Source organism: Pseudomonas violetae, assembly GCF_023072615.1.
Lineage (GTDB): Bacteria > Pseudomonadota > Gammaproteobacteria > Pseudomonadales > Pseudomonadaceae > Aquipseudomonas > Aquipseudomonas violetae.
In genome coordinates, this window is sequence record NZ_JAKNRW010000012.1 from 63,390 (window position 1) to 82,376 (window position 18,987).

Consider the following 18,987-nt stretch of genomic DNA (forward strand, 5'->3'; position numbering starts at 1 on the left):
TCAGCGACCTTTTTCCGGATTGACTTAAACCTGGAAAACGATATCGGATCGCCTCACACCAGTACTCCCCTTTCGAGCCTACCCATCAGCTCACTCAAACAGCGTTTATTTCTACCCTCGTCCTCAACATGTCTAGAGGCCACTTCAACCCTAAACCTTGCACCGGCGAGCTCATCCATTTTGCGGCAGCGGTGGCATCGTTTTCGAATAGGGAACGGGCCTGCTGAAACACAGCTATCAATGCCACCAGACGATCGCTTTTAGCTGTTTTCAAGCGGCCTGCTTTTGCCCTGCGCGCCAACGTCGTGGGCGACACTCAAATAGCGTGGGAGATATCCGCACACGGCATCTGAACCAGGGTCGCTATCTGGTAGAGCAATTCGACGGGAAGGAACATCTGACATACATCAGTTATCCTCGCCCTACGTCCGAAACAACCATCTTCTTCTCTGGCGTTCAGGAGGTGGATGAGCCTGGGATGCAGAAAGCAAAAGAGAATGCGCCGGCGACCGATTGACCTGCGAGGATACTCCCTTGTAAACGCCGCTTAGGTACATGCGATAACCTATGTGGAGTCGGCTTGGAGCTAGGGGCGTTTATTGCGCGATATCCAAACGCTGCTTGGGCATCGTGGGGTGACTATGATGCAAGGCAGCTTGAGCGAGACGTAGGGGTTGCTGCGCTCCCAACCCGACTCGAAGGCTTACCCCATCTCAATGCAAGGAGATGGCATGCAGGCAACTGTAAATTGCACCAGGCCGGCACGCCCGATGAGCCCTACATTGATATGAGCGGCTCAATCCTGAGGAGGCCCCACCGGTTGCGATAGTACAAGCTTGCAAACCGGCCTGCTCTAGCTATCACGAACGAGCGGCCTTCCTGCAGGAGCTGCAAAAGCCTACTGAAATGCCGCCTCGCCTGGGGTGCGCTTATCACCTGCATTTCATACCCTGCCTCTAATGCGTTCGCCAAGACCAAACCTGGCGAATCCTGAGTTCAGCATCTCAAGGTAGCATGAGTGAAATCGTATTTTTTAAGTCATCGAATTCCTCAGAGAAGTTTTTATATACAATACCGCACACCAATATGAGGCATCGCTCTGGCTCTAGGTTAACTTGCTCACCGACTTCGGCGAATTCCTCATGTTTACCTGCTTGCAATGCATATTCGACAATTGCAGATGCGCGCCTAGAATCAACACCTAGCTCAACACCGAGCTCTTGAGGTATTTCGCCGCATTTTTGCAAAAGCCAGGCTTCAGGCCATGTGTCACCTGGTAGGTAGCTTGTTCGTGCAAGTAACCAATTGGTGATTTCATCATCCTTTCGCTCCGCCATGTTTTTGGCATGCTCTATGTTTTTAGCTTGGAGCTTTCTCTGATCAGCGTCGTATACAGCCAATATGTTTGCGTGCTCATTTTTTAAATAGTTGGCTGCTAACTGGCGAGCCACTGCAGCGGCGGAGCCGATACGAGTGACATTGACTCTGCTGCGGGTATTTCCATCCAATACTGTTTCGATCATTACCTTGGCGACTGGGTCTTCAACAAATATTTCGAGTTCTTTCTCACCAATCGCTCCCATTTTCGAGAACGCAAATTCCGCTGAAACACCGGGAGTGATCTTCGTCTTTCCTCCGTTCTTCTCAATAAAAAACCTAGCGTCGTCAGGTAGACACTGAAAGATTTGCTTTGAATGAGTCGTGCATATAACTTGGGTGCCCGTGCTCATGCAAACATCTTTTAGACGCTCAATGAATAGTCTTTGAGCCTTTGCGTGGAGGCCAAGCTCAATTTCGTCGAGAACTAATAAGGCGCCTTCGCCGGAAGCATAAATTGTGGAGAATATATCAAATAACGCATTTTCACCTGCACCCATGTTAAAGCCAGAGTAAATCACACCACCGACCTTAACTATTGGGAGGCCGTACTTCCTGTACTCTAATTGCCGGTAATCATCGTATCGCTTTCCAAGGACATAACCGACCGCATCCTTAACCTTTTGCTCCCAACCATGAACCCTCAAGTCTTTGAAGGCGCGGGAGTAAGATCGTGACTGACTTCGTTCAGCATGAGGAACAATACGTTCAATACCCAAAAAAACCACCGTCCGGTTAATCCTAGTATCGTAGTCGTTCCACTTACCGCCGGCCTTCTTTTTTCGTACTTGGGTTCCAATTCCTTCAGGTCTGCCTTTCCAATTGTCATGAGCGAAGGTATACCAAATTTCTACTCCGGGAGGAGCAATCTCTTCTGAATGCTGCACGAAAAAATCGGAAAATGTGTAATAACTTCTAGTGCGCTTCGGAAGTTTGAAACCGTTCGATTTATTGTGGTAAGCGCAGGCAGCTAGCGCCAGCATAGTTGACTTTCCGGATCCATTAACTCCGGCAAACGCGGTAATCGGATAGTCGAGATTTACCTTGAATGACGTCAGCCCGCGAATGCCCCCCGTTGAGATTTGAATGCTTCGAAGTAGCGCCTTGGTATTATCCTTACAAAACCACTTTCGTAATTTCTTATCTAGATTACTTTCCCTGTACTTCATCTGCTCTCCAAATATTGACTTAGCAATGGCTGCGAGGCTATGTGGCTATTTGCTATACGTATCACAAAATTCGGAGACTATCGAGCCAGCAGATTGCTTTACCTGAAACTACGCGTGCATGGTGCTAGTCGCCTCTTAGCCCGAGATGCCTGGTCGAACAAAAAAGGTCGACCAGCGACACCAGTGTAAAGGACGTCGCACGACTGGTACGGGAGAAGAAAAACATTCCGGTTAGGACGGCCGACCCTGGCGCTAATGGGGGCGGGACGCTTTCCTTATGCCCACAAAGGCGTCCATCTCCATGTCACCTAATCCTAAATGACAGGCACGATTCGTCTACGACTTTGTGCAAGCGGTAGGCGCAAAATCGATAATGGAGGCGCCTAACAGCATCAAAAATCCTAAAATACCGACTCACACGAAATTTTTTAGGTATATAATCTCGCCAACTGAAACCTGAGCACGACTAAATGACCCCAAACCCAGATGCTATCGCAGCTTTGCTAATCGCCAACGTTTCGCGTGACCTTGTGATGGGTGTCGAAGACGCCTTCGCCGCAGGTGCGCTACAAGCCTTTGGGTTGACGAAAGAGGTCAGTAAAAAGCAGCGGAAAACTGCGCTGGGGTACATGCGGCACATCCAGATGAACGAGCGCTTCAGTGATTTGCTGGAAGCATCTAACGCTGAGCTGATTTCCTCCCAAGGCAACCGCGTGATCGTGGGCGCGGCAGGGATGTTCAAATTTGCGCGCTTGAACATGAGTACAACGAACTGGAATCGCCCCACTCGTAGCACCATCCGACGTGAGCTGGCTGAAGCGAATGAAGCCATGAACCAATTGGTGCAGCCGTCACTTTTTGGGCCACAGGATGTGACCTCGGGGGCGTTTTTCTTCGTCGCACGCTTCAGTGGTTCACTGCATCACTATCCCGAAAAGCCACTGCAGATCTACATCGCAGTGCCCAATCCGAAAATGGACGGGTGGCTGTTTCGGGAACCTTTGAGCCAGTTCCTGGATCGCTATGATGCGGCTCCGAAACAGGCCGACAACGCAACAGTAAAACTCAAGACGGGCTTCATCGAGCTCGGAGGACAGGAAGAAACATGAGCCGGGGCATTACTGATTTCCAGCCAGGTCGATTGATTCAAGCATTGGCTGCCCGCGCGCTTTCGCAAGTACAGCTTGCTGCCATGGTCGGCGTATCGCCGGCCACGATCAGCAAGTGGAAGTCTGGGCAGCAGGCACCCGAAGCGGAGGCGCTAGATAGCCTCTCCAAGGTCATCAATGTCAGTCCTGAATGGTTCACTCGTCCTCTTCCTAAGAAGGGTTCGTTGCCTCTTTTCCGAAGTAATGCGTCTGCGCACGTTTCTGCGAGGGCGATGCTGGAAGCCCGGCTAGAATGGGCGCAGGACATCGTTCTGGCGATGAACGAATTCGTGGACTTTCCAGACGTAAATCTTCCGGTCAGGTCGTTCACCGATCCTCAACAAATTGCCAATTCCGACATCGAGGAGGCTGCGAGTGAATGCAGAGATCTCTGGAGTCTTGGTCGTCGTGCAATTCCTGATTTGGCACTGGCTGTAGAGGGTGCCGGCATTATCGTAGTGCGGGAGGAAACGGGCATCGCGCCGATCGAAGGCCTTTCTGCATGGAGCTACGAACTTCAACGGCCACTGATACTTCTGTCAGCCGACAAAGGTAATGGCTTTCGCAGTCGATTTGACCTAGCGCACGAGCTCGGCCACCTCATCCTTCACAAAGGCATAGACCGCTCAACCGATCCTGAGCGCTACAAGTTGATGGAGGCACAGGCTCACAGGTTCGCCGGCGCTTTCCTATTGCCAGCAGAAACGTTTGCAGCCGATGTGAGGACTCCGGTCACACTTGATAGCCTTCTGTTACTCAAGCAGCGCTGGGGCGTCTCCGTTGCGGCCATGATCATGCGCCTCGAGGCGCTCAAAATCATCGATGCTGACGTGAAGCTGGTTCTGTTCAAACGCAGGTCAGCCAGGTGGGGAGCTAAATCCGAACCCGGTGATGATGCGCGCGCCCCTGAACAACCTCGCCTTCTTAAGCGCACTATCGAGCTGCTGTCTTCTTCTGGGGTTATGCCGATTGAGTCGGTATCTAGCTATATAGGTTTGGCTGCAAACGATGTCGAAAAGCTTGCGGGCTTGCCGGAGCGTTATCTGTCGGGGAAAGCTTCGGTTTTCCATCTGGCCAAGCTGAAGTCCATGGTTAGCGGCGATTCGCTTGTTAAGTCTGACGACAGTGCTGTAGTGCTCGCCTTCAATCGGGGTAAATGATTCAAATCCGCTGCCAGGCGAACGCCCAATGTTGGGCGCTCGCGCCATTGATTGAATCTTGCCCAGGTTATTACATCTGTTAACCAAGCAGCCTGCGGCCGAGAGACGTCGGGGTTACGTCATCCGTGTGCATTGCAACAAACCGGTTCCAGCACTCCAGACTCCGTCAGGGTTAGGCTGATGAAGATATTAGGAACAACGACGGCATAGGTTTCAAGATGGATCTAGATAAAATGCAACAGAATGCTCGGCACGCCGCTGCCGCGAATATTTTTGCGACCATGTCGTCAGAAGAAAAAAGTGAGCAGCTCCTCGCGCAAATTCGAGCGCAGACCGATGCGCAGATTGACTTCACCGCCCGCATCGAAGGCATACCTGCCGAGCATATGCACATCTATCGCGCCATGATCCGAGGTGAAGACAACTCTTTCCTCCAAGAGGTAGCCAGCGTCGACAATCTCCTGCGTGCGGGGGACATTATCCTGTGTACGGGTGCTACGTTTGGCGCAAAAGTCATCACGAAGGGGCAAAAATATGCTTACGAGCACGCTCGCTCAAGCCATGTTGCGCTTGTTCATGCGGACTATGTTTGCATTGATGCTATGCCAGGCGCCGGTGTGACTAATCGGTTGATCTCCGAAGTCCTGACCGATGTGAAACCAGATTGGAGAGTGATCCGTTGTAAAAAGCTAGCTACTGAGCATACCGATGCTGTCTACCGTGCCTGCGCGTTTTACCTCGCTCAACCCTACAAGATCCGCCTGTCTAAAAAGCCGATGAAGGCGGCAGCCAATTGCTCCGAGCTCGCACGCAAGGTTTTTTTGCAGACGGGCATCACAGGGATTGGAATCCCCAACGACAGTGTTCTGAGCCCAGGACGGTTTGATGCCTTGGCCGATAATCACTCAGAATGGGACGATGTCACCGAGCAGGTTAGACCGGCGATCGAACTCTGCATGAAGTATCCCCAACTCATGAAGGTCGCCTCACGGCTGATGATCGAAGGGCTCAAGTTGAATCGAAAGCGCTTTGAGGAGCGCAGGGAGCAAGTCAACGAGATCCAGCGCATGGCAAGTAAGAAACTGATGGATAAGGATGCAGCCAAGGAGCTCGTGAAGAAGATCCGGGACATCGAAAACAACATGAATCACGCGTTTTGGGATCATTCGAAGTAAGCGAGGCCGACCGGACTGAGCCCTCGTCTAACCGTAGGGTCTAGGTGAGTTCACCGGACAATAGCTGGCAAGGCACTCAAGCCCAATGCTGCGCGGGACGGACGTAGTGAAGCCTCGGGGGGAACGCAAATCTTCCAAGGCCAGCGGAAGGGAACGGTCGAGTGGTTAGGTAGCTTCCACGCTTCATCATGGCACTGTAGAATCAGCGGTGAAGGGGTGGGTATTTCCTCTCGTGCGAGCGAGGGCGGTTCTGATAATTAACAGCTTCGGCTGTTGGGTTTCGGCCCACTGATCCCTACGGGATGTTCAACGGTACTCAAATCCCCCCGCCTCTTCACCAATTTCTATGGAGAGATGTGCGTGAAAAAGGATAGCGTCTGGTTCACTTACAAGGCACGTATTCAGGCTCATAAGCGCCTGGAGTGGCTGGACTTTCACTCGCAGCTCTTGCTGGTATGGTACGCGATCCTCAGCACGGCGTTGGGGGTGCTGACCATCAGACACAGCACGATCCTTGGCCCAGATACCGATGTCATGGCGACGATCCTTTCGGTTGCCCTGTTGGGCATTTCGCTTGCGGTTGCGAACCGCGACTTTCGGGGCCGCGCAATGCTGATGCGCACCAACTATCTGGAGCTGCAGAAGCTCCATCGGGGACTGCCCGAAGGCTCGCCCACCTCCCCACCCCCTGCGCCAACGCCCGAACAGATCAGCAGATATGACCAACTGCTGGCTGAATCGGAAAATCATCGGGAAATCGATGATCGAATCGCACGTGTTTTTGCGAATGGCCCCACCACTCGCCCTCTCACAGGCTTTGAGTATTTTTCTGCCGCCCTCTGGCTCACTATGCGATTTCTGATCACGACGCTGCTTTATGTTCTTCCCGTGTTGGCAGGCCTCTATGCTTTTTGGAACCAGCCATGAGCGCGGCGAAAAGCTTCAAAAAAATCTTTACACGAAAGCGTCTCCAGGAAATCTACACCGACAGGATCAAAAACTCCGGGGCCATCGGCCTCGACCGAGTGCGCCCGGCTAACCTCGATAAACACTTGACAGCTGAGCTTGATCACATCGTCGAGAAGGTTCACCGGGGGGAGTATCGTTTCACGGCCTATAAGGAAAAACTGATCCTCAAAGGTGCCTCGTCCCCACCTCGGCAGATATCCATTCCGACCGCCAGAGACAGAATCGTCCTACGTGCGTTGTGCAATTGCCTATCTGACGTTTTTCCCAAGGCGAAACTCACCCTCCCCCAGACCGTCATCGATTCCCTTAAGACTGCGCTCAATTCCGGTGTGTATGCCGAATACGCCAAAATTGATCTTAAAAGCTTCTACCCATCCATTCCTCACGAATTGGTCGCCGCCGCCACGCGAAAAAAAATTCAGAAACCCGAGTTCAGACAGCTGATTACCGACGCGCTCACAACGCCCACGGTGCCTGAATCCAGGGGAAGTAAAGGAGCCGATCGTCCTACAGTCGGCGTTCCCCAAGGCCTCGCGATTTCTAATGTGCTCGCGGAGATTGCGCTGCAAGGCATTGATACCCTCTTCGAGTCTCGGACGGGGATTTGGTACAAGCGTTACGTAGACGACATCCTGATCTTGGGGCCGACAGGAGTAGCGCGCTCTACGGCTAATGAGCTCATCGCGGAATTGAAGGCATTGAAGCTCAATCCGCATGACTTTGAACCGGGATCGAAGTCCAAGGTAGAGAGCTTAACCGACCCCTTCAGTTTTCTGGGTTACCAGATAGAGGGAGGCCAGGTGCTCATTCGCCACGAGAGCATTCTCAGATTCGAGTCATCGATCGCCAAGATCTTCACGGCATACCGGCACAAACTGGCGACAGCCCGACGTCCTGCTGATAAGGCGCGCGCCTTGGCCTACTGCCAGTGGAAGCTAAACCTGAGGATTACTGGCTGCATATTCAAAGGTAAGCGCCTCGGCTGGGCGGCCTACTTCTGCCAGATCACCACGACTTCCCAGCTTCGTGCCATCAATCACACAGTCAGGAAGCTCACAGACCGCTTTTGCCCAACCGGTGAGATCAATCCGAAGTCTCTGATCAAGACCTTCTACGAGCTGCAGAGGGGCATGAAAGCCAATAACGGATACATACCGAACCTGGATGCTCTCACTATCAGCCAGAAGCGCGAGAAACTTGCCATGTGGCTTGGCGACGATGCGCTGAAGCTGAGTGACGCAGAGGTGGAGCGTCGATTTGAAATCAAAGCCAGCAAGGCTGTGCGGGAGCTAGAAGAGGATATCGCTCAAACCTCCTGACCGCTCAGTCGCTGCGTACTGGCGCCATGAATTCAGACAGACATCAAGCAACTGGAGGAGGATCAATGAGTTCATACGGTGGGTACATCGAGAGGTTGGCAAGGAAGGTCGAAGCGCGCTTGCAGGACATCGAGGCGATCTACAATTTTGACCTTGGGGACGAATTCGAGGTCGCCATTTGCGCTTTGCTGGAAGATATTCTCCCTGCCAAATACGGCGTGTGCCGGGGTTTTGTCGTGGCTGAAAATGGCGAAAAGGCCGGGGATGACCTTATCATCTACGACAAGATGTCTAGCCCAACCCTGCGCTCCGGTATGAGCCGCCAGTTTCCTGTGAAAGAACAAATCCCGGTTGACGCCGTGTACGCTTACATAGAATGCAAGCACTCAATCTCGGAATCCGCAGTATTGGCGAAGGCGGTCAGCCAAGCCGAAGCGGTAAAGAAATTGCTGCTCACACGTCGAGGTCGCACCAACCCTGAGTATCAAGTGGATGGGCCGATCTACAACGGAAGGGTCAGGGACTGGCCCCGTACTTACCCTCCACTCAAGAACCAGCCCTTCTGTGCAGTCTTTGCACGCAAATACCTACGGGACATTTCTGTTCACAACGTTCAGGGAGAGCTCGCCCCTGATTTGATGATTCTGGGTAATGACCACATCGCGACTCCTACTGTGTACATGGGGGCGGACGGTATCCAATCATCGCTCTTTTACGACACTAAGTTCGGGGCGCCGCTGTGCGTGGAATCTGCCCCCGGAAATGCATACGGCTTGGGTCTGGTGATCCTTCTTCAGGCATTGAGCTGGGTTGAACTCCTGCCGATCGATTGGACGGGAGCACTGAGCACCACGTTCCTCGACAACCTGTTCAATCGCAAAGACTGACACCCGCCTCCAGCGGATAGACGAGGGTCAAAGGCTGCTGGCACCATGCAAGGTATACGCTGCCTGACCAAGACATGCCACATTGTGCAGGATGATGATCACGTATCGTTGGGTCTAATCCGATGCACCTTCGCATCCGGTGGTTCTCCTTCGGTAGACAAGGAGTCGTGCGTATACTTCACCCCTTCTAAACTGCTTAAGCTTTCCAATGAAAAAACTGCTTTCTGTAGTAGCGCTATTTCTCTCGGTAATCACTCCCGCCTTCTCAAGCCCTCCATCGACCTTTTCCGAAGCCAAGGTAATCGCCAAGCAAAAGATCTACCTCGACCAGGCGAACAGTGCCATGGGCGAGCTGTATTGCGGCTGCAAATGGACGTGGGTTGGCAAATCGGGTGGTCGTATCGATGCTGAGTCATGTGGCCTTAAGGCGAGGAAGCAAGAGACTCGATCAGAACGTACTGAGTGGGAGCACATAGTTCCAGCCTGGACATTCGGCAACCAACGGCAATGCTGGCAAAAAGGTGGTCGCGAGCATTGCGTGGACGATGATCCGGTATTCCGCGCGATGGAGGCAGACCTTTTCAACCTCTACCCATCTGTTGGTGAGGTAAATGGCGACCGTAGCAATTTCAACTATGGTATGGCCTCCGGGGTCTCGCCGCAGTATGGCCAGTGCAAGACGCGAGTTGATTTCGATCAACGTGCTGCGGAACCGCGTGACGAGGTTAAAGGGCTGGTCGCCAGGACAACCTTTTACATGTTCGACAGATACAAGCTAAGCATGTCTCGTCAGCAGCAACAGCTACTGATGGCCTGGGACAAGCAGTACCCGGTTTCGTCTTGGGAGAAAGAGCGAGATCGACGCATTGCAGCAATCATGGGGCACTCCAATCCATTCGTAACTGGTGAGCGTCGATGGTCACAAGGGTACAAGGCAGTTGGTGATGGGGTAGTTAGTGCGATTCCTGTTAATTCTCCGCGAGTCGCATCCCAGCCAACCCTCGCGAGCGCGACCGGGATAGGTGTGATCATCGGTAACCGGAAGAGCCATGTGTATCACCTCTCAGTGGGGTGCCCTAGTTATGGTCAGGTGTCCGAGAAAAATCAGATCTCCTTCACCTCAGAATCTGAGGCTCAAGCGGCGGGATATCGCAAAGCAGGCAACTGCAAATAGTTGTTTTTCGTTGAGACCCGGCCTTGCGAAACCGAGGCCGGCACCTAACATTAGACTCATACATGCGTCCTGTTTTTGCGATTTTCATACTTGATAAAGTCATTCACCGCAGGCCGTTCCAGCTAAGGCTTGGACGCCACATCTTTCACCATCCAATAAGCCAATCGCTGGCTGTGAACGAGGAGTAGAAAATTGCTTAACCGTCCCGACAAAGACGCGCTCCGTGCGCTGCTCGAGTCGCAAGTGCAAGAAAAACTCCAGCACGACCCAGATGCGGTAACGACCTATGCAGCCAAACCTGAACCAGAGCGAAAGCCTTACACGAGCAAGCCCACGGTTCAGGACAAGGCATTTTCACAAAGAGCTCGAGCAGATGCGAGCTGACGCCGAAGCTGGAGTGGTACATGCGCCGAAGCGCGAGCAGGAGGACGGAGGCGCTCCTAGCCTTATGCTTGATGATTATCCGGATCTGTAAACGTACCAGGGAGAATTTACAGGCGAGAACGGCTTACCGGCTCATAGCAACGGAGACCAAATGTGAAAAAGCTACCGATGAAAATCGTCATCGAAGAATGGGATGGTGACGGTGCGATTCGAATTCCAGACGAAGCGCTGCAAGAGCTCGAGCTGGATGTCGGCGACGCTGTGTATCTAATAGAGGAATTTGTAGGCAACACGCGCTGCCTTGTCCAATCAAAAAAGCCTCAAATCGCAGATCGGATAGACGAGCTTACTGAAACCTGGGATGGCGCACGGCTTGGTAACGCCCCGGAGAAATGAGGCAGCTGCAATGCGTCGTGGTGGGCCAAGTGTGGAGTGACTCGACCAAGGTATGTGAAGACTTGGGATCGAGCCGGGCTTAAGCCCGAAGAAGCAATAGCCGTAGTAGCTTTATCTCCAAAGCCTAACAAGTCGGCTAAGCATTGATGGTCAACCAGCTAAGCGGCTTTCGTCTAAAATCCTTTGCAGCGGATCTAATTGTTAAATTGCATCTCAGCCGAAACCAGTGCGGACTGCACCGCAACCTGCTCGTAGACCTGCCCCTGAATATGGCTCTTCCTGTACTTGTTCTTCAGGCAGTATATGCATTGACCTGAGAGGTGGCAGGTACTGCATCAGATCAGGCGGGAACAAGCGCTACGGGGTTTGAACCATCAGAATTGGTCGAGCCTAGTTTGTAACTCTCAAACGCTCAACTGCCGAAGCCATACGACGTGCTGGACGAATGGCCACGACATTTTCGGAAGCGCGCTACATACCTATGAGTGCCTAGGTAAAGCCACTCAGCACAGTAGGTTACGCAAGGTAAAAATAAGCTGATCATCTCTGTGCAAAAGCTGCAGCTACATTGCCTCACTTTATATAAAATCCTGCTCCAAAAGTTGCCAGCCCTCGGCAGTACGCCGCTCCATCATATGAGTGCATGCACTGTCAGTACGCAGTAGGTAGAGCCATCCGTGCAACACGAGATTTCTAACCACTGCATGCTCAGCCAGAACTTTATCGATCATTTTCTGGGGCGCCTCGATTACTACACTCAGACGCAATGGACGATGTATCCAGCGCTCGCCGTCATGCAATGATTGCCTCGCCAGACCAACACGCAGATCGCCGCCATTCCCTTCAAACACTCCAATGCATCCACCTACGACGTTGTGCAAAACCTTGTTGCCGCTTCCGAAGCGCAGATTGTCGGTGGTGGAGGTCAGGTACTGCATGTTGATCCAGTGCGCAACCACCATGGGGGCCGTCATGATCAGCTCCAGCACCTGCCCCTCTTCATCCTGTCGCCAGTCATAATCGTGCAGGAATGACCGGCCCTGCAAATTCAGTCCCCTCGTTCGTGATCGTGGGGCAGCAATAAAGGCAGAATTACCGGCTAACCCCCATTCCGGACGGGTCTGAGCCCAGTCGACTGCGCGTCTGCGAAGGGCTGCTAGTAGCTTAGCCGGATGCCCGCACAGGTGTGCCAATCCCAAACGCGCGGCGCGCTCGCGTCGGGCAAGTACGCTGGCATCATCGAGGGCCTGGCGCAACGTCAGCCAAGTTGGTCTCAATGTATCCGGAAGCGACTCGCTCGCAAAAACCTGCATTTCGTCGGTAGTGGTGTTGTGCAGCCCTGCCAGCACTCGGCAAGCCACAGGCATGTCGATACCCTGTTCGCGGAGAGCGCTGCGCACTCCTGCATCGTTGAGCATGTCCGCCACCAGTCTGGCGTTGATCTCGCCGCTTTGGCCACAGCACGCACCACAATCTAGCCCGGCTGCCTGAGGGTTATTGGCACTCTGGCTACCATGTCCAAGCAGTAGGATCATAGGCGGGAAGTCGCGAGTCAGGCTCATTGCACGCAAGATGCTCGCAGCAAATTTGGCACGCTGTCCTAGGGGAAGCTCCGGTATCGTTGGCTTCAGCTGCTGCCACTCATGCGGTCGTAAAGCACTATGATCTGGCGCGGATGGGCGGGACAGCAATCCACAGGCGCGCCCAAGTAGCGCGCCCGCGTAGCCTAATCCCAGCGTTTCAATCAAAGTAAATGTTGATGCAGGCAAACGCTGGAACAGCTGCCACCGACCGGCGCGTTCCAAACGCATTTTGCGCTTGCTGGCCAAGGCGCGGTCACAGACGGCATCGCCGCTGCTGTCAGTAACCGTTAGTTGCGCAGCAAGCAATCCGGGTAGTTGTGGACGCGAGGCATTTGTACCTAGGGGCATATAGGCAATAGGCATGCCGAAAAAACCGGCGAATCCACCGGTCTGCACTTGCGGGCAAGCCTGTTCTAGTGCTCTTCTCACCACCTCGGATCGCACGTCTATACAGAAGTAAACGCGCGCAAGCGCGGTGCTATCGGTCACGGACGCTGGGGGTTTTCGCATCATACTCTGCAGCTGCTCCTGCCAAGCCAGTTCTTCCGCCCGCTGCCAAAGCTGTAGTGCCTGCCAAGCTGCGGTCGGAGCCTTTTTTCGCCCTACCTGCCAAGACTTGCGCCAGTCACTCCAGCAACTCTCGGCATCGCGCCTGCGGTCGTCCACCAACCACTCCCAAGCTGCACGAATTGCCAGCAGTTCAAGCAGAATCGGATCATCGCTACCTTGTAGGCGTGCTTGCCAGCGCCGGTAGGCGCACCAAGAAGCCCAGCCGAGGCTACGCAGCAACAGGCAATCGAACCACTCCTCCAACTCATCTTTAGCAATGCCCAAACGTTGCACCGCTGCCGCAATGGCATCCTTCGGGTGATGTGGTAGTTCACCAATCCGTTCACCTAGCGATCGGCAAGCGCTAAGTACACTTAAGCCGCGATCTTGCAACATTGACTCACGCCAAGCCTGATAGAGCCCCGCCTGTTTAGTCGCACACCAATCGGCCTGATCCTCATCGAACCAAGAGGCGCAGCACTGGCTAATCTGATGTGTTATCAGTGCGGGCCAACCTGCTGACGTAATGTCTGTGTTTGCCATATCCTCTAATAGCGGCATACCTTGGAAACTATCAAGCGGCTCATCCAGGAACTGTAGTAGTTGCGTCGGCGTCCAGTTAAGAGAGGCTTCGGACAGGGACAAGTAGAGGTGGCGTTCGGCTATAAGTTTTTCTTGCCAAGCAAGGCGATAGTCCGCTGGTGAAAGGGTCATGCGGCTCCCTGCGCGTCGCCAGAGCTCCTCGGTCACCTTCGCCCAGGGTTGATCGCGGCGCTCCCAGAGCGGACTAACCGCGATCATGCGATCCAACGGCCAAGCTGGGGCTATACGTTCGCAAGCCTGCAAGGCGATGTCGTGGAGAGCATCTAAATCAATGGGTGCAGAGTGTTCAAGCACGGTCATAGGCTGTCTCCTTCGCATGTATGGGCCGCTGCTGACTGCGTACTGGCCAAAGGCGGAAAGTCAGGCGGGTAAAGTGTTCATCTAGAAAGAATCCGGCGAAAGCCAAAGGATATAGTCGCCGCGCCAGCGCTCCTTGGGGCCTTGCCAAGATCAATGCTTGAATCAAGTAGAGGATGAGGAACATCAGTATCGCTATCAATGCCAGATTCTGTTGGAGGGCACTTGGGGAAGGGCTCGCACCAAGTACATATCCGGCGGACACATGCCACACCAGGTAAATTCCGAGCAACACTGTGAGCGTGCCCAAATTATGCAGAATGCCGCTAAGGCGCATACACCACGGAGCCAGGCCGATAGCGAGGACAGCAAGTGCCATTAGGGGGATCTCATGCGTCGGTAGCAGTTGGCTCCACACTACATGCAGCAAAGCGACCCATAATGCTGCAATGGACAGTGCCAGAAGTATCTGCGAGAGCGTCGCTGGCGGACGCCGCTCATACAGTGCCTGACGCCTCACCTGCGCGACCGTTTCACCGGCGCTGAGGAAGGCATAAGCCTTATAAAGCGAGTGAGCTATAAGGTGTACAAACGCCAACTCGTATAGACCCAGACCGCACTCCAGCAGCATGAAACCCATTTGTGCACAGGTTGACCAAGCCAAACGAACCTTAATGCTGATACGTGTCATCATCACGAGACTTGCAAGCAAAGCCGTCAGCCCACCTATTACCACCAGTAACGTCTGAGCCACCGGTGCGGCATTCAGTAAGGGTGCGAAACGCAGCAGCACAAAGCCCCCAAGATTTACAAGACCCGCATGTAACAAAGCCGAGACTGGTGTCGGTGCCTCCATCACCTGTATTAGCCAGCCGTGTACCGGCAGTTGTGCAGATTTGAGAATAACTGTCAGGATCAGCAGCACTACCGCCAACTGTAGATCCCAGCTCAGAGAACCGCTTAGCTGCAGGCGCGCTGCGACATGTTGGAGGATCATCGCGATGTTACTGTCGTCGGCTGCCTGCACCAGCAATACAGCAGCTATGAGTAAGCAGATGTCCGCCAGACGGCTGGCAAGAAACTTTTTATGGGCCACCACTTGGGCCATTGGGCGGTCATGATAGAAGGTGAGCAGCAAGTGCAGGCTTAGGCTGGAGATGATCCACGCACCGACGAGCACATAAAGATCATCGCATGTGACCACGAATGCGACTGCAGCCAAGGTGCTGAGCAGCGACATTAGGTATCGGCGCTGCCCTTGTTCACCTTCCAGGTAGCGCGATGAGAAGTCGATGATGACCAGCGCCAGTAGGCTAATCAGTGTGGCCATGGCCAAGCCCAGACGGTCATTTTCAGGCCCGTCCAGCGCTGCTTGCAACAAAGCTGTTAACACCAGCGCAAAGCCCGCATATCCGGCCAATCGTGCTGACCACCAGAGACGACCGACCGTCGCCTTACCGAATGCCACTGGTAACAGGGCTAGCGCGTAGATCCAGGGCAGCATGGTACTCAGTTGGGGAAGCAAGAATGGCATCAAAGAAACTCGCGAGGGTGATCGGCAGATTTAGTCTTATCCAGTTGCTTTTTTATTGAAAATAGATTGAATGGAACGTATCGATATAAAAAAAAGAACGAATCATGCGTCGCCTGAACTTTCATCATCTGCATTACTTCTGGGCCGTTGCCAAAGAAGGCAACCTGACCCGAGCAGCTCAATCACTGCATGTCGCCCAGTCGGCACTGTCGACACAGATTCGCGCCTTGGAAGATCAGCTCGGCTATGCACTATTCATCCGCTCAGGTCGCAGCCTTCTGCTCACTGAAGCAGGTCGCTTGGTTCTGGATTACGCCGAAAGTATTTTTGCGCTAGGCAACGAGCTACAGATGACACTGCAGGGGGGCCAACAGGCCAATCAGCAGCTACGCATTGGCGCCGTTGCTACCCTTTCCCGAAATTTTCAAGAGAACCTACTGCGGCCATTCCTCGGTAGAAACGATGTTCACATCACCCTAGAGTCGGGCAGTTTGGGAGAGCTGTTGGAGCGGCTGGTGTTACACAAGCTTGATGTAGTCCTCACCAACACACCGGTAAGCTCGGATGCGCATCGCTCGTGGCGTTGCCAACTATTGGATCGCCAATCTGTCTGCCTGGTTGGCCCGCCCCGGGACGGGCAGCCGCCTTTTGACCTGCGCCGTGACCTTCAGCATGTCCGCCTGATTTTGCCCGGCCGCAGCAGCGACATTCGCAGTCAATTTGAGTTGTACTGCGATAGCCACGAAGTACGCGCGACCATCTGTGCAGAGGTGGACGACATGGCCATGCTGCGCCTGCTTGCTCGCGACTCCGGCGACGTAGCACTACTGCCAGCGGTAGTAGTGCAGGATGAACTACGCAGTGGTGCTCTACAGCTATATTTGGAAATACCGGAGATTGTTGAACAATTTTTCGCCGTCACCCAGCAGCGGCATTTCAGTTTAAGTATCCTCAACGAGTTATTAAAAATTCATTAAGTTTGAAAGAAACGCTGTGCATGGTGAACTTACAGTATTGGCGCACTCATGATCTAATTCAGAAACAGGGAGTTGGCTTAAGTGCATTGCCTGTTCCGCTACTCCCCAGCCTGAGATTCAGAGCTCAGCGTACGATTTTTTCTCAATTCTGCGGGCTCCTATAGATGAGATCGTGCCTTGCGACTGAAATAATGCCCGCTACGCACTAAACACCAGCGCCTCGTAGTATTGGTTCATCGCACATTTTCCTATTTGCTCGAGAGCCTGAACAACCTAACTGGAATTTTGACACGACGACGAAGTTTGGGCCGAGCGGCCACCGGTGTGTACCATCAACTCGGCAGGTTGCGGCGCCCAGTTCGAGCCAAGGGAAATACCCCCCGTTTCCCAACCTGCTTGTAGATTGCTGCCAAGTGATGATATCGCTCAGCTAAAAGCCGGGCATCGAGCAAGGCGTGATGAGAAAGCTCGGGGACTGTTATTTTACCAATTCCGGCGGCCTCAAAATGACTTAACAAGTGGATCAGGTTGGTAGGCCTTTAGCCACATGACTTGGCCATTGGTGATCCACATACGCGAGCTAACAGAGAAAGTCCCAGTCCCAATCCGGGGCAATGTCCGACTATTGTTAACCGGACACGATTACCCTTGTCGCACTAGCGGCTGATACGGAAGCGACCACTCAAATTGCTCAACCGTTCGGCTAGTTGGTTGAGGCGCTGGCCATCTTTATTAAGCTTGGTCGCGTCGCCGAGGGCTTTTTGGGCCACTAGCTGCACGCTATGCAGATGCTGACTGACTTCCGCACTGGTAGAGGCTTGCTCGTGGGTAGCGGCGGCAATTAGCTCGTTCATTCGAGTAATTGCGCTGATGTCTTTTGCTACTGCGCCGAGTATTTCGGCAGTGGTCTGACTGTCTTTTACGCAGGTGCGAACGCTGTCTTGGCTTTCCTGCATGGCAACCGCCGCTTGGCGGCTACCTTGTTGTAGGTCGCTGATGATTTGTTCTATTTCAGCGGTGGACAATGCAGTTTTCTGCGCTAGATTACGCACCTCGTCAGCCACGACAGCAAAACCACGACCATGCTCGCCAGCGCGTGCTGCTTCAATAGCAGCGTTTAGGGCCAGCAGGTTGGTTTGATCCGCAATCGAGCGGATAACTTCCAGCACCTTGCCGATTTGCTGGGATTTTTCGGCCAACGCCAAAATCTCGATTTCAGTCACGCCGATTTGTAGAGCTAGTTTGCCGATATTGCTACGCACATGGTTGACCGAACGGCTACCCTCGGCAGCCTGCTGATTGGCGTTTTGTGCTGCCTTCGCTGCGCCATCGGCATGTTCAGCCACTTCATCAATAGCGGTACTCATCTGCAGCATAGCTGAGCTCATGTAGATAATTTCGCCTTGCTGGTGTTCTGCGCCGGCGCTCAGGTGACCGGTGGCCTGCTGCAGGCTGTCACCCATATTTTTAAGACTTTGAGTATCTCTTATCACTTCCCCGACCAACTCGTCAAGGGTACTGAGGAAGTGGTTGAAGCCTTGGCTTACTTTTCCTTGGGCAACACTGCGGTAGCTGAGGTCAATTTCATCAGCTTTCTCAGTGAGTTTCTTAGCAGCTTGCATCAGCGCCGCGCTTTCAACCGCTTCCGCGTGGGCTTGCACCGCTAAATAGATCAAAATTGCGCTTTCTGCGATGACGTATAGCGCATGAAGGAAAATAATCGGCCAGCTGGCACTCGTGAGTACAACTACATCAACACCTTGAGCTTGCAAGGCAAAAAAACTTAAGTGATGCATGGCAATCACCAACGCGGCGACAACGATCGGCAGCCAGTCGCGGTAATACACTAAGAAGGCCAGTAGCACGAAGATGCTGAAGTGCATTTCCAACATGCCACGGGACTGGTTGATGTGCAGGGCTGCCATCACCATAAACGCCGCGCCCATAACGCAACGCAGCAAGCGTTGACCGCTGATGAGTTGATTAAGAACACTCATCACCACAGCTGTACTACCACCAACCAGCAAAGCTTGCCCCCACGTGCCATGCCAAAACGCGAGGCCGAGTGAGTAGATCAACATCAGCCACAGCACACCCAGCATGATGCGGTCTGCTTTTTTGTAGTGCTGCTGAAGGAGCGGAAGGTTAGCAGGCATGGCGAGACGCTCAAGAGTTGATTACATTTATGGAGAGTGCGGTAATTCATTTTGTTGAAAACGTTAGGATTGCGATAACACCTCAGAATGACTGTATCGGCAAGCTCAATTCAGAAATGAGCATAATTCG

The 18,987-nt window shown here is 53.3% G+C and carries 14 protein-coding genes; 9 read left to right on the forward strand and 5 right to left on the reverse strand.

The window, feature by feature from the left end; all coding sequences use genetic code 11:
- Positions 1-94: 94 nt before the first annotated feature.
- Both L9059_RS16195 and L9059_RS16200 read right to left on the reverse strand, forming a co-directional pair.
- On the reverse strand, positions 95-316 hold the full coding sequence (locus L9059_RS16195; protein WP_247291998.1) for an antitoxin Xre/MbcA/ParS toxin-binding domain-containing protein: 222 nt from the start codon (positions 314-316) through the stop codon (positions 95-97).
- Positions 317-1,004: 688 nt separating this feature from the next.
- Positions 1,005-2,546, reverse strand: a complete 1,542-nt coding sequence (locus L9059_RS16200; RefSeq protein WP_247291999.1) for an ATP-dependent nuclease — start codon at positions 2,544-2,546, stop codon at positions 1,005-1,007.
- Positions 2,547-3,016: 470 nt separating this feature from the next.
- Between L9059_RS16200 and L9059_RS16205 the strand changes: the two genes are divergently transcribed.
- From L9059_RS16205 to L9059_RS16240, 8 genes are all read left to right on the forward strand, one after another.
- Positions 3,017-3,655: a hypothetical protein gene (locus tag L9059_RS16205; RefSeq protein WP_247292000.1), complete on the forward strand. Its 639-nt coding sequence runs from the start codon at positions 3,017-3,019 to the stop codon at positions 3,653-3,655.
- Entirely contained in the window at positions 3,652-4,854 is a 1,203-nt protein-coding gene (locus L9059_RS16210) for an XRE family transcriptional regulator (RefSeq protein ID WP_247292001.1), read from the forward strand. The genes L9059_RS16205 and L9059_RS16210 overlap by 4 nt, the downstream gene beginning before the upstream one ends.
- 218 nt (positions 4,855-5,072) lie before the next feature.
- Complete coding sequence (locus L9059_RS16215; protein ID WP_247292002.1) at positions 5,073-6,029, forward strand: hypothetical protein; 957 nt, start codon at positions 5,073-5,075, stop codon at positions 6,027-6,029.
- 360 nt (positions 6,030-6,389) lie between these two features.
- The gene (locus L9059_RS16220) at positions 6,390-6,956 is read left to right on the forward strand and encodes an SLATT domain-containing protein (RefSeq protein ID WP_345894375.1); all 567 of its coding nucleotides are present in this window, start codon (positions 6,390-6,392) and stop codon (positions 6,954-6,956) included.
- On the forward strand, positions 6,953-8,317 hold the full coding sequence (locus tag L9059_RS16225) for a reverse transcriptase domain-containing protein (RefSeq protein WP_247292004.1): 1,365 nt from the start codon (positions 6,953-6,955) through the stop codon (positions 8,315-8,317). The genes L9059_RS16220 and L9059_RS16225 overlap by 4 nt, the downstream gene beginning before the upstream one ends.
- Before the next feature lie 65 nt (positions 8,318-8,382).
- Positions 8,383-9,204 (forward strand): DUF6602 domain-containing protein, encoded by an 822-nt coding sequence (locus L9059_RS16230; RefSeq protein WP_247292005.1) that lies wholly within the window; start codon positions 8,383-8,385, stop codon positions 9,202-9,204.
- Between the two features lie 208 nt (positions 9,205-9,412).
- The gene (locus L9059_RS16235; protein ID WP_247292006.1) at positions 9,413-10,378 is read left to right on the forward strand and encodes an endonuclease; all 966 of its coding nucleotides are present in this window, start codon (positions 9,413-9,415) and stop codon (positions 10,376-10,378) included.
- 537 nt (positions 10,379-10,915) lie between these two features.
- Complete coding sequence (locus L9059_RS16240; RefSeq protein ID WP_247292007.1) at positions 10,916-11,158, forward strand: AbrB/MazE/SpoVT family DNA-binding domain-containing protein; 243 nt, start codon at positions 10,916-10,918, stop codon at positions 11,156-11,158.
- Positions 11,159-11,736: 578 nt separating this feature from the next.
- Here L9059_RS16240 and L9059_RS16245 read toward each other — a convergent pair.
- Positions 11,737-14,193: a YbcC family protein gene (locus L9059_RS16245; RefSeq protein WP_247292008.1), complete on the reverse strand. Its 2,457-nt coding sequence runs from the start codon at positions 14,191-14,193 to the stop codon at positions 11,737-11,739.
- Entirely contained in the window at positions 14,180-15,724 is a 1,545-nt protein-coding gene (locus L9059_RS16250; RefSeq protein WP_247292009.1) for an NADH-quinone oxidoreductase subunit L, read from the reverse strand. Before L9059_RS16250 ends, L9059_RS16245 begins: the two co-directional genes overlap by 14 nt.
- A 104-nt stretch (positions 15,725-15,828) precedes the next feature.
- On the opposite strand from L9059_RS16250, the gene L9059_RS16255 reads away from it, so the two are divergent.
- Entirely contained in the window at positions 15,829-16,701 is an 873-nt protein-coding gene (locus L9059_RS16255) for a LysR family transcriptional regulator (RefSeq protein ID WP_247292010.1), read from the forward strand.
- Positions 16,702-17,357: 656 nt separating this feature from the next.
- Here L9059_RS16255 and L9059_RS16260 read toward each other — a convergent pair.
- Entirely contained in the window at positions 17,358-18,857 is a 1,500-nt protein-coding gene (locus L9059_RS16260; RefSeq protein ID WP_247292011.1) for a methyl-accepting chemotaxis protein, read from the reverse strand.
- Between the last annotated feature and the right edge of the window lie 130 nt (positions 18,858-18,987).

Coding starts and splice junctions, on each gene's coding strand:
- L9059_RS16200 (WP_247291999.1), bottom strand. CDS start 2,546: ATGAAGTACAGGGAAAGTAATCTAGATAAGAAATTACGAAAGTGGTTT.
- L9059_RS16205 (WP_247292000.1), top strand. CDS start 3,017: ATGACCCCAAACCCAGATGCTATCGCAGCTTTGCTAATCGCCAACGTT.
- L9059_RS16210 (WP_247292001.1), top strand. CDS start 3,652: ATGAGCCGGGGCATTACTGATTTCCAGCCAGGTCGATTGATTCAAGCA.
- L9059_RS16215 (WP_247292002.1), top strand. CDS start 5,073: ATGGATCTAGATAAAATGCAACAGAATGCTCGGCACGCCGCTGCCGCG.
- L9059_RS16225 (WP_247292004.1), top strand. CDS start 6,953: ATGAGCGCGGCGAAAAGCTTCAAAAAAATCTTTACACGAAAGCGTCTC.
- L9059_RS16230 (WP_247292005.1), top strand. CDS start 8,383: ATGAGTTCATACGGTGGGTACATCGAGAGGTTGGCAAGGAAGGTCGAA.
- L9059_RS16235 (WP_247292006.1), top strand. CDS start 9,413: ATGAAAAAACTGCTTTCTGTAGTAGCGCTATTTCTCTCGGTAATCACT.
- L9059_RS16245 (WP_247292008.1), bottom strand. CDS start 14,193: ATGACCGTGCTTGAACACTCTGCACCCATTGATTTAGATGCTCTCCAC.
- L9059_RS16250 (WP_247292009.1), bottom strand. CDS start 15,724: ATGCCATTCTTGCTTCCCCAACTGAGTACCATGCTGCCCTGGATCTAC.
- L9059_RS16255 (WP_247292010.1), top strand. CDS start 15,829: ATGCGTCGCCTGAACTTTCATCATCTGCATTACTTCTGGGCCGTTGCC.
- L9059_RS16260 (WP_247292011.1), bottom strand. CDS start 18,857: ATGCCTGCTAACCTTCCGCTCCTTCAGCAGCACTACAAAAAAGCAGAC.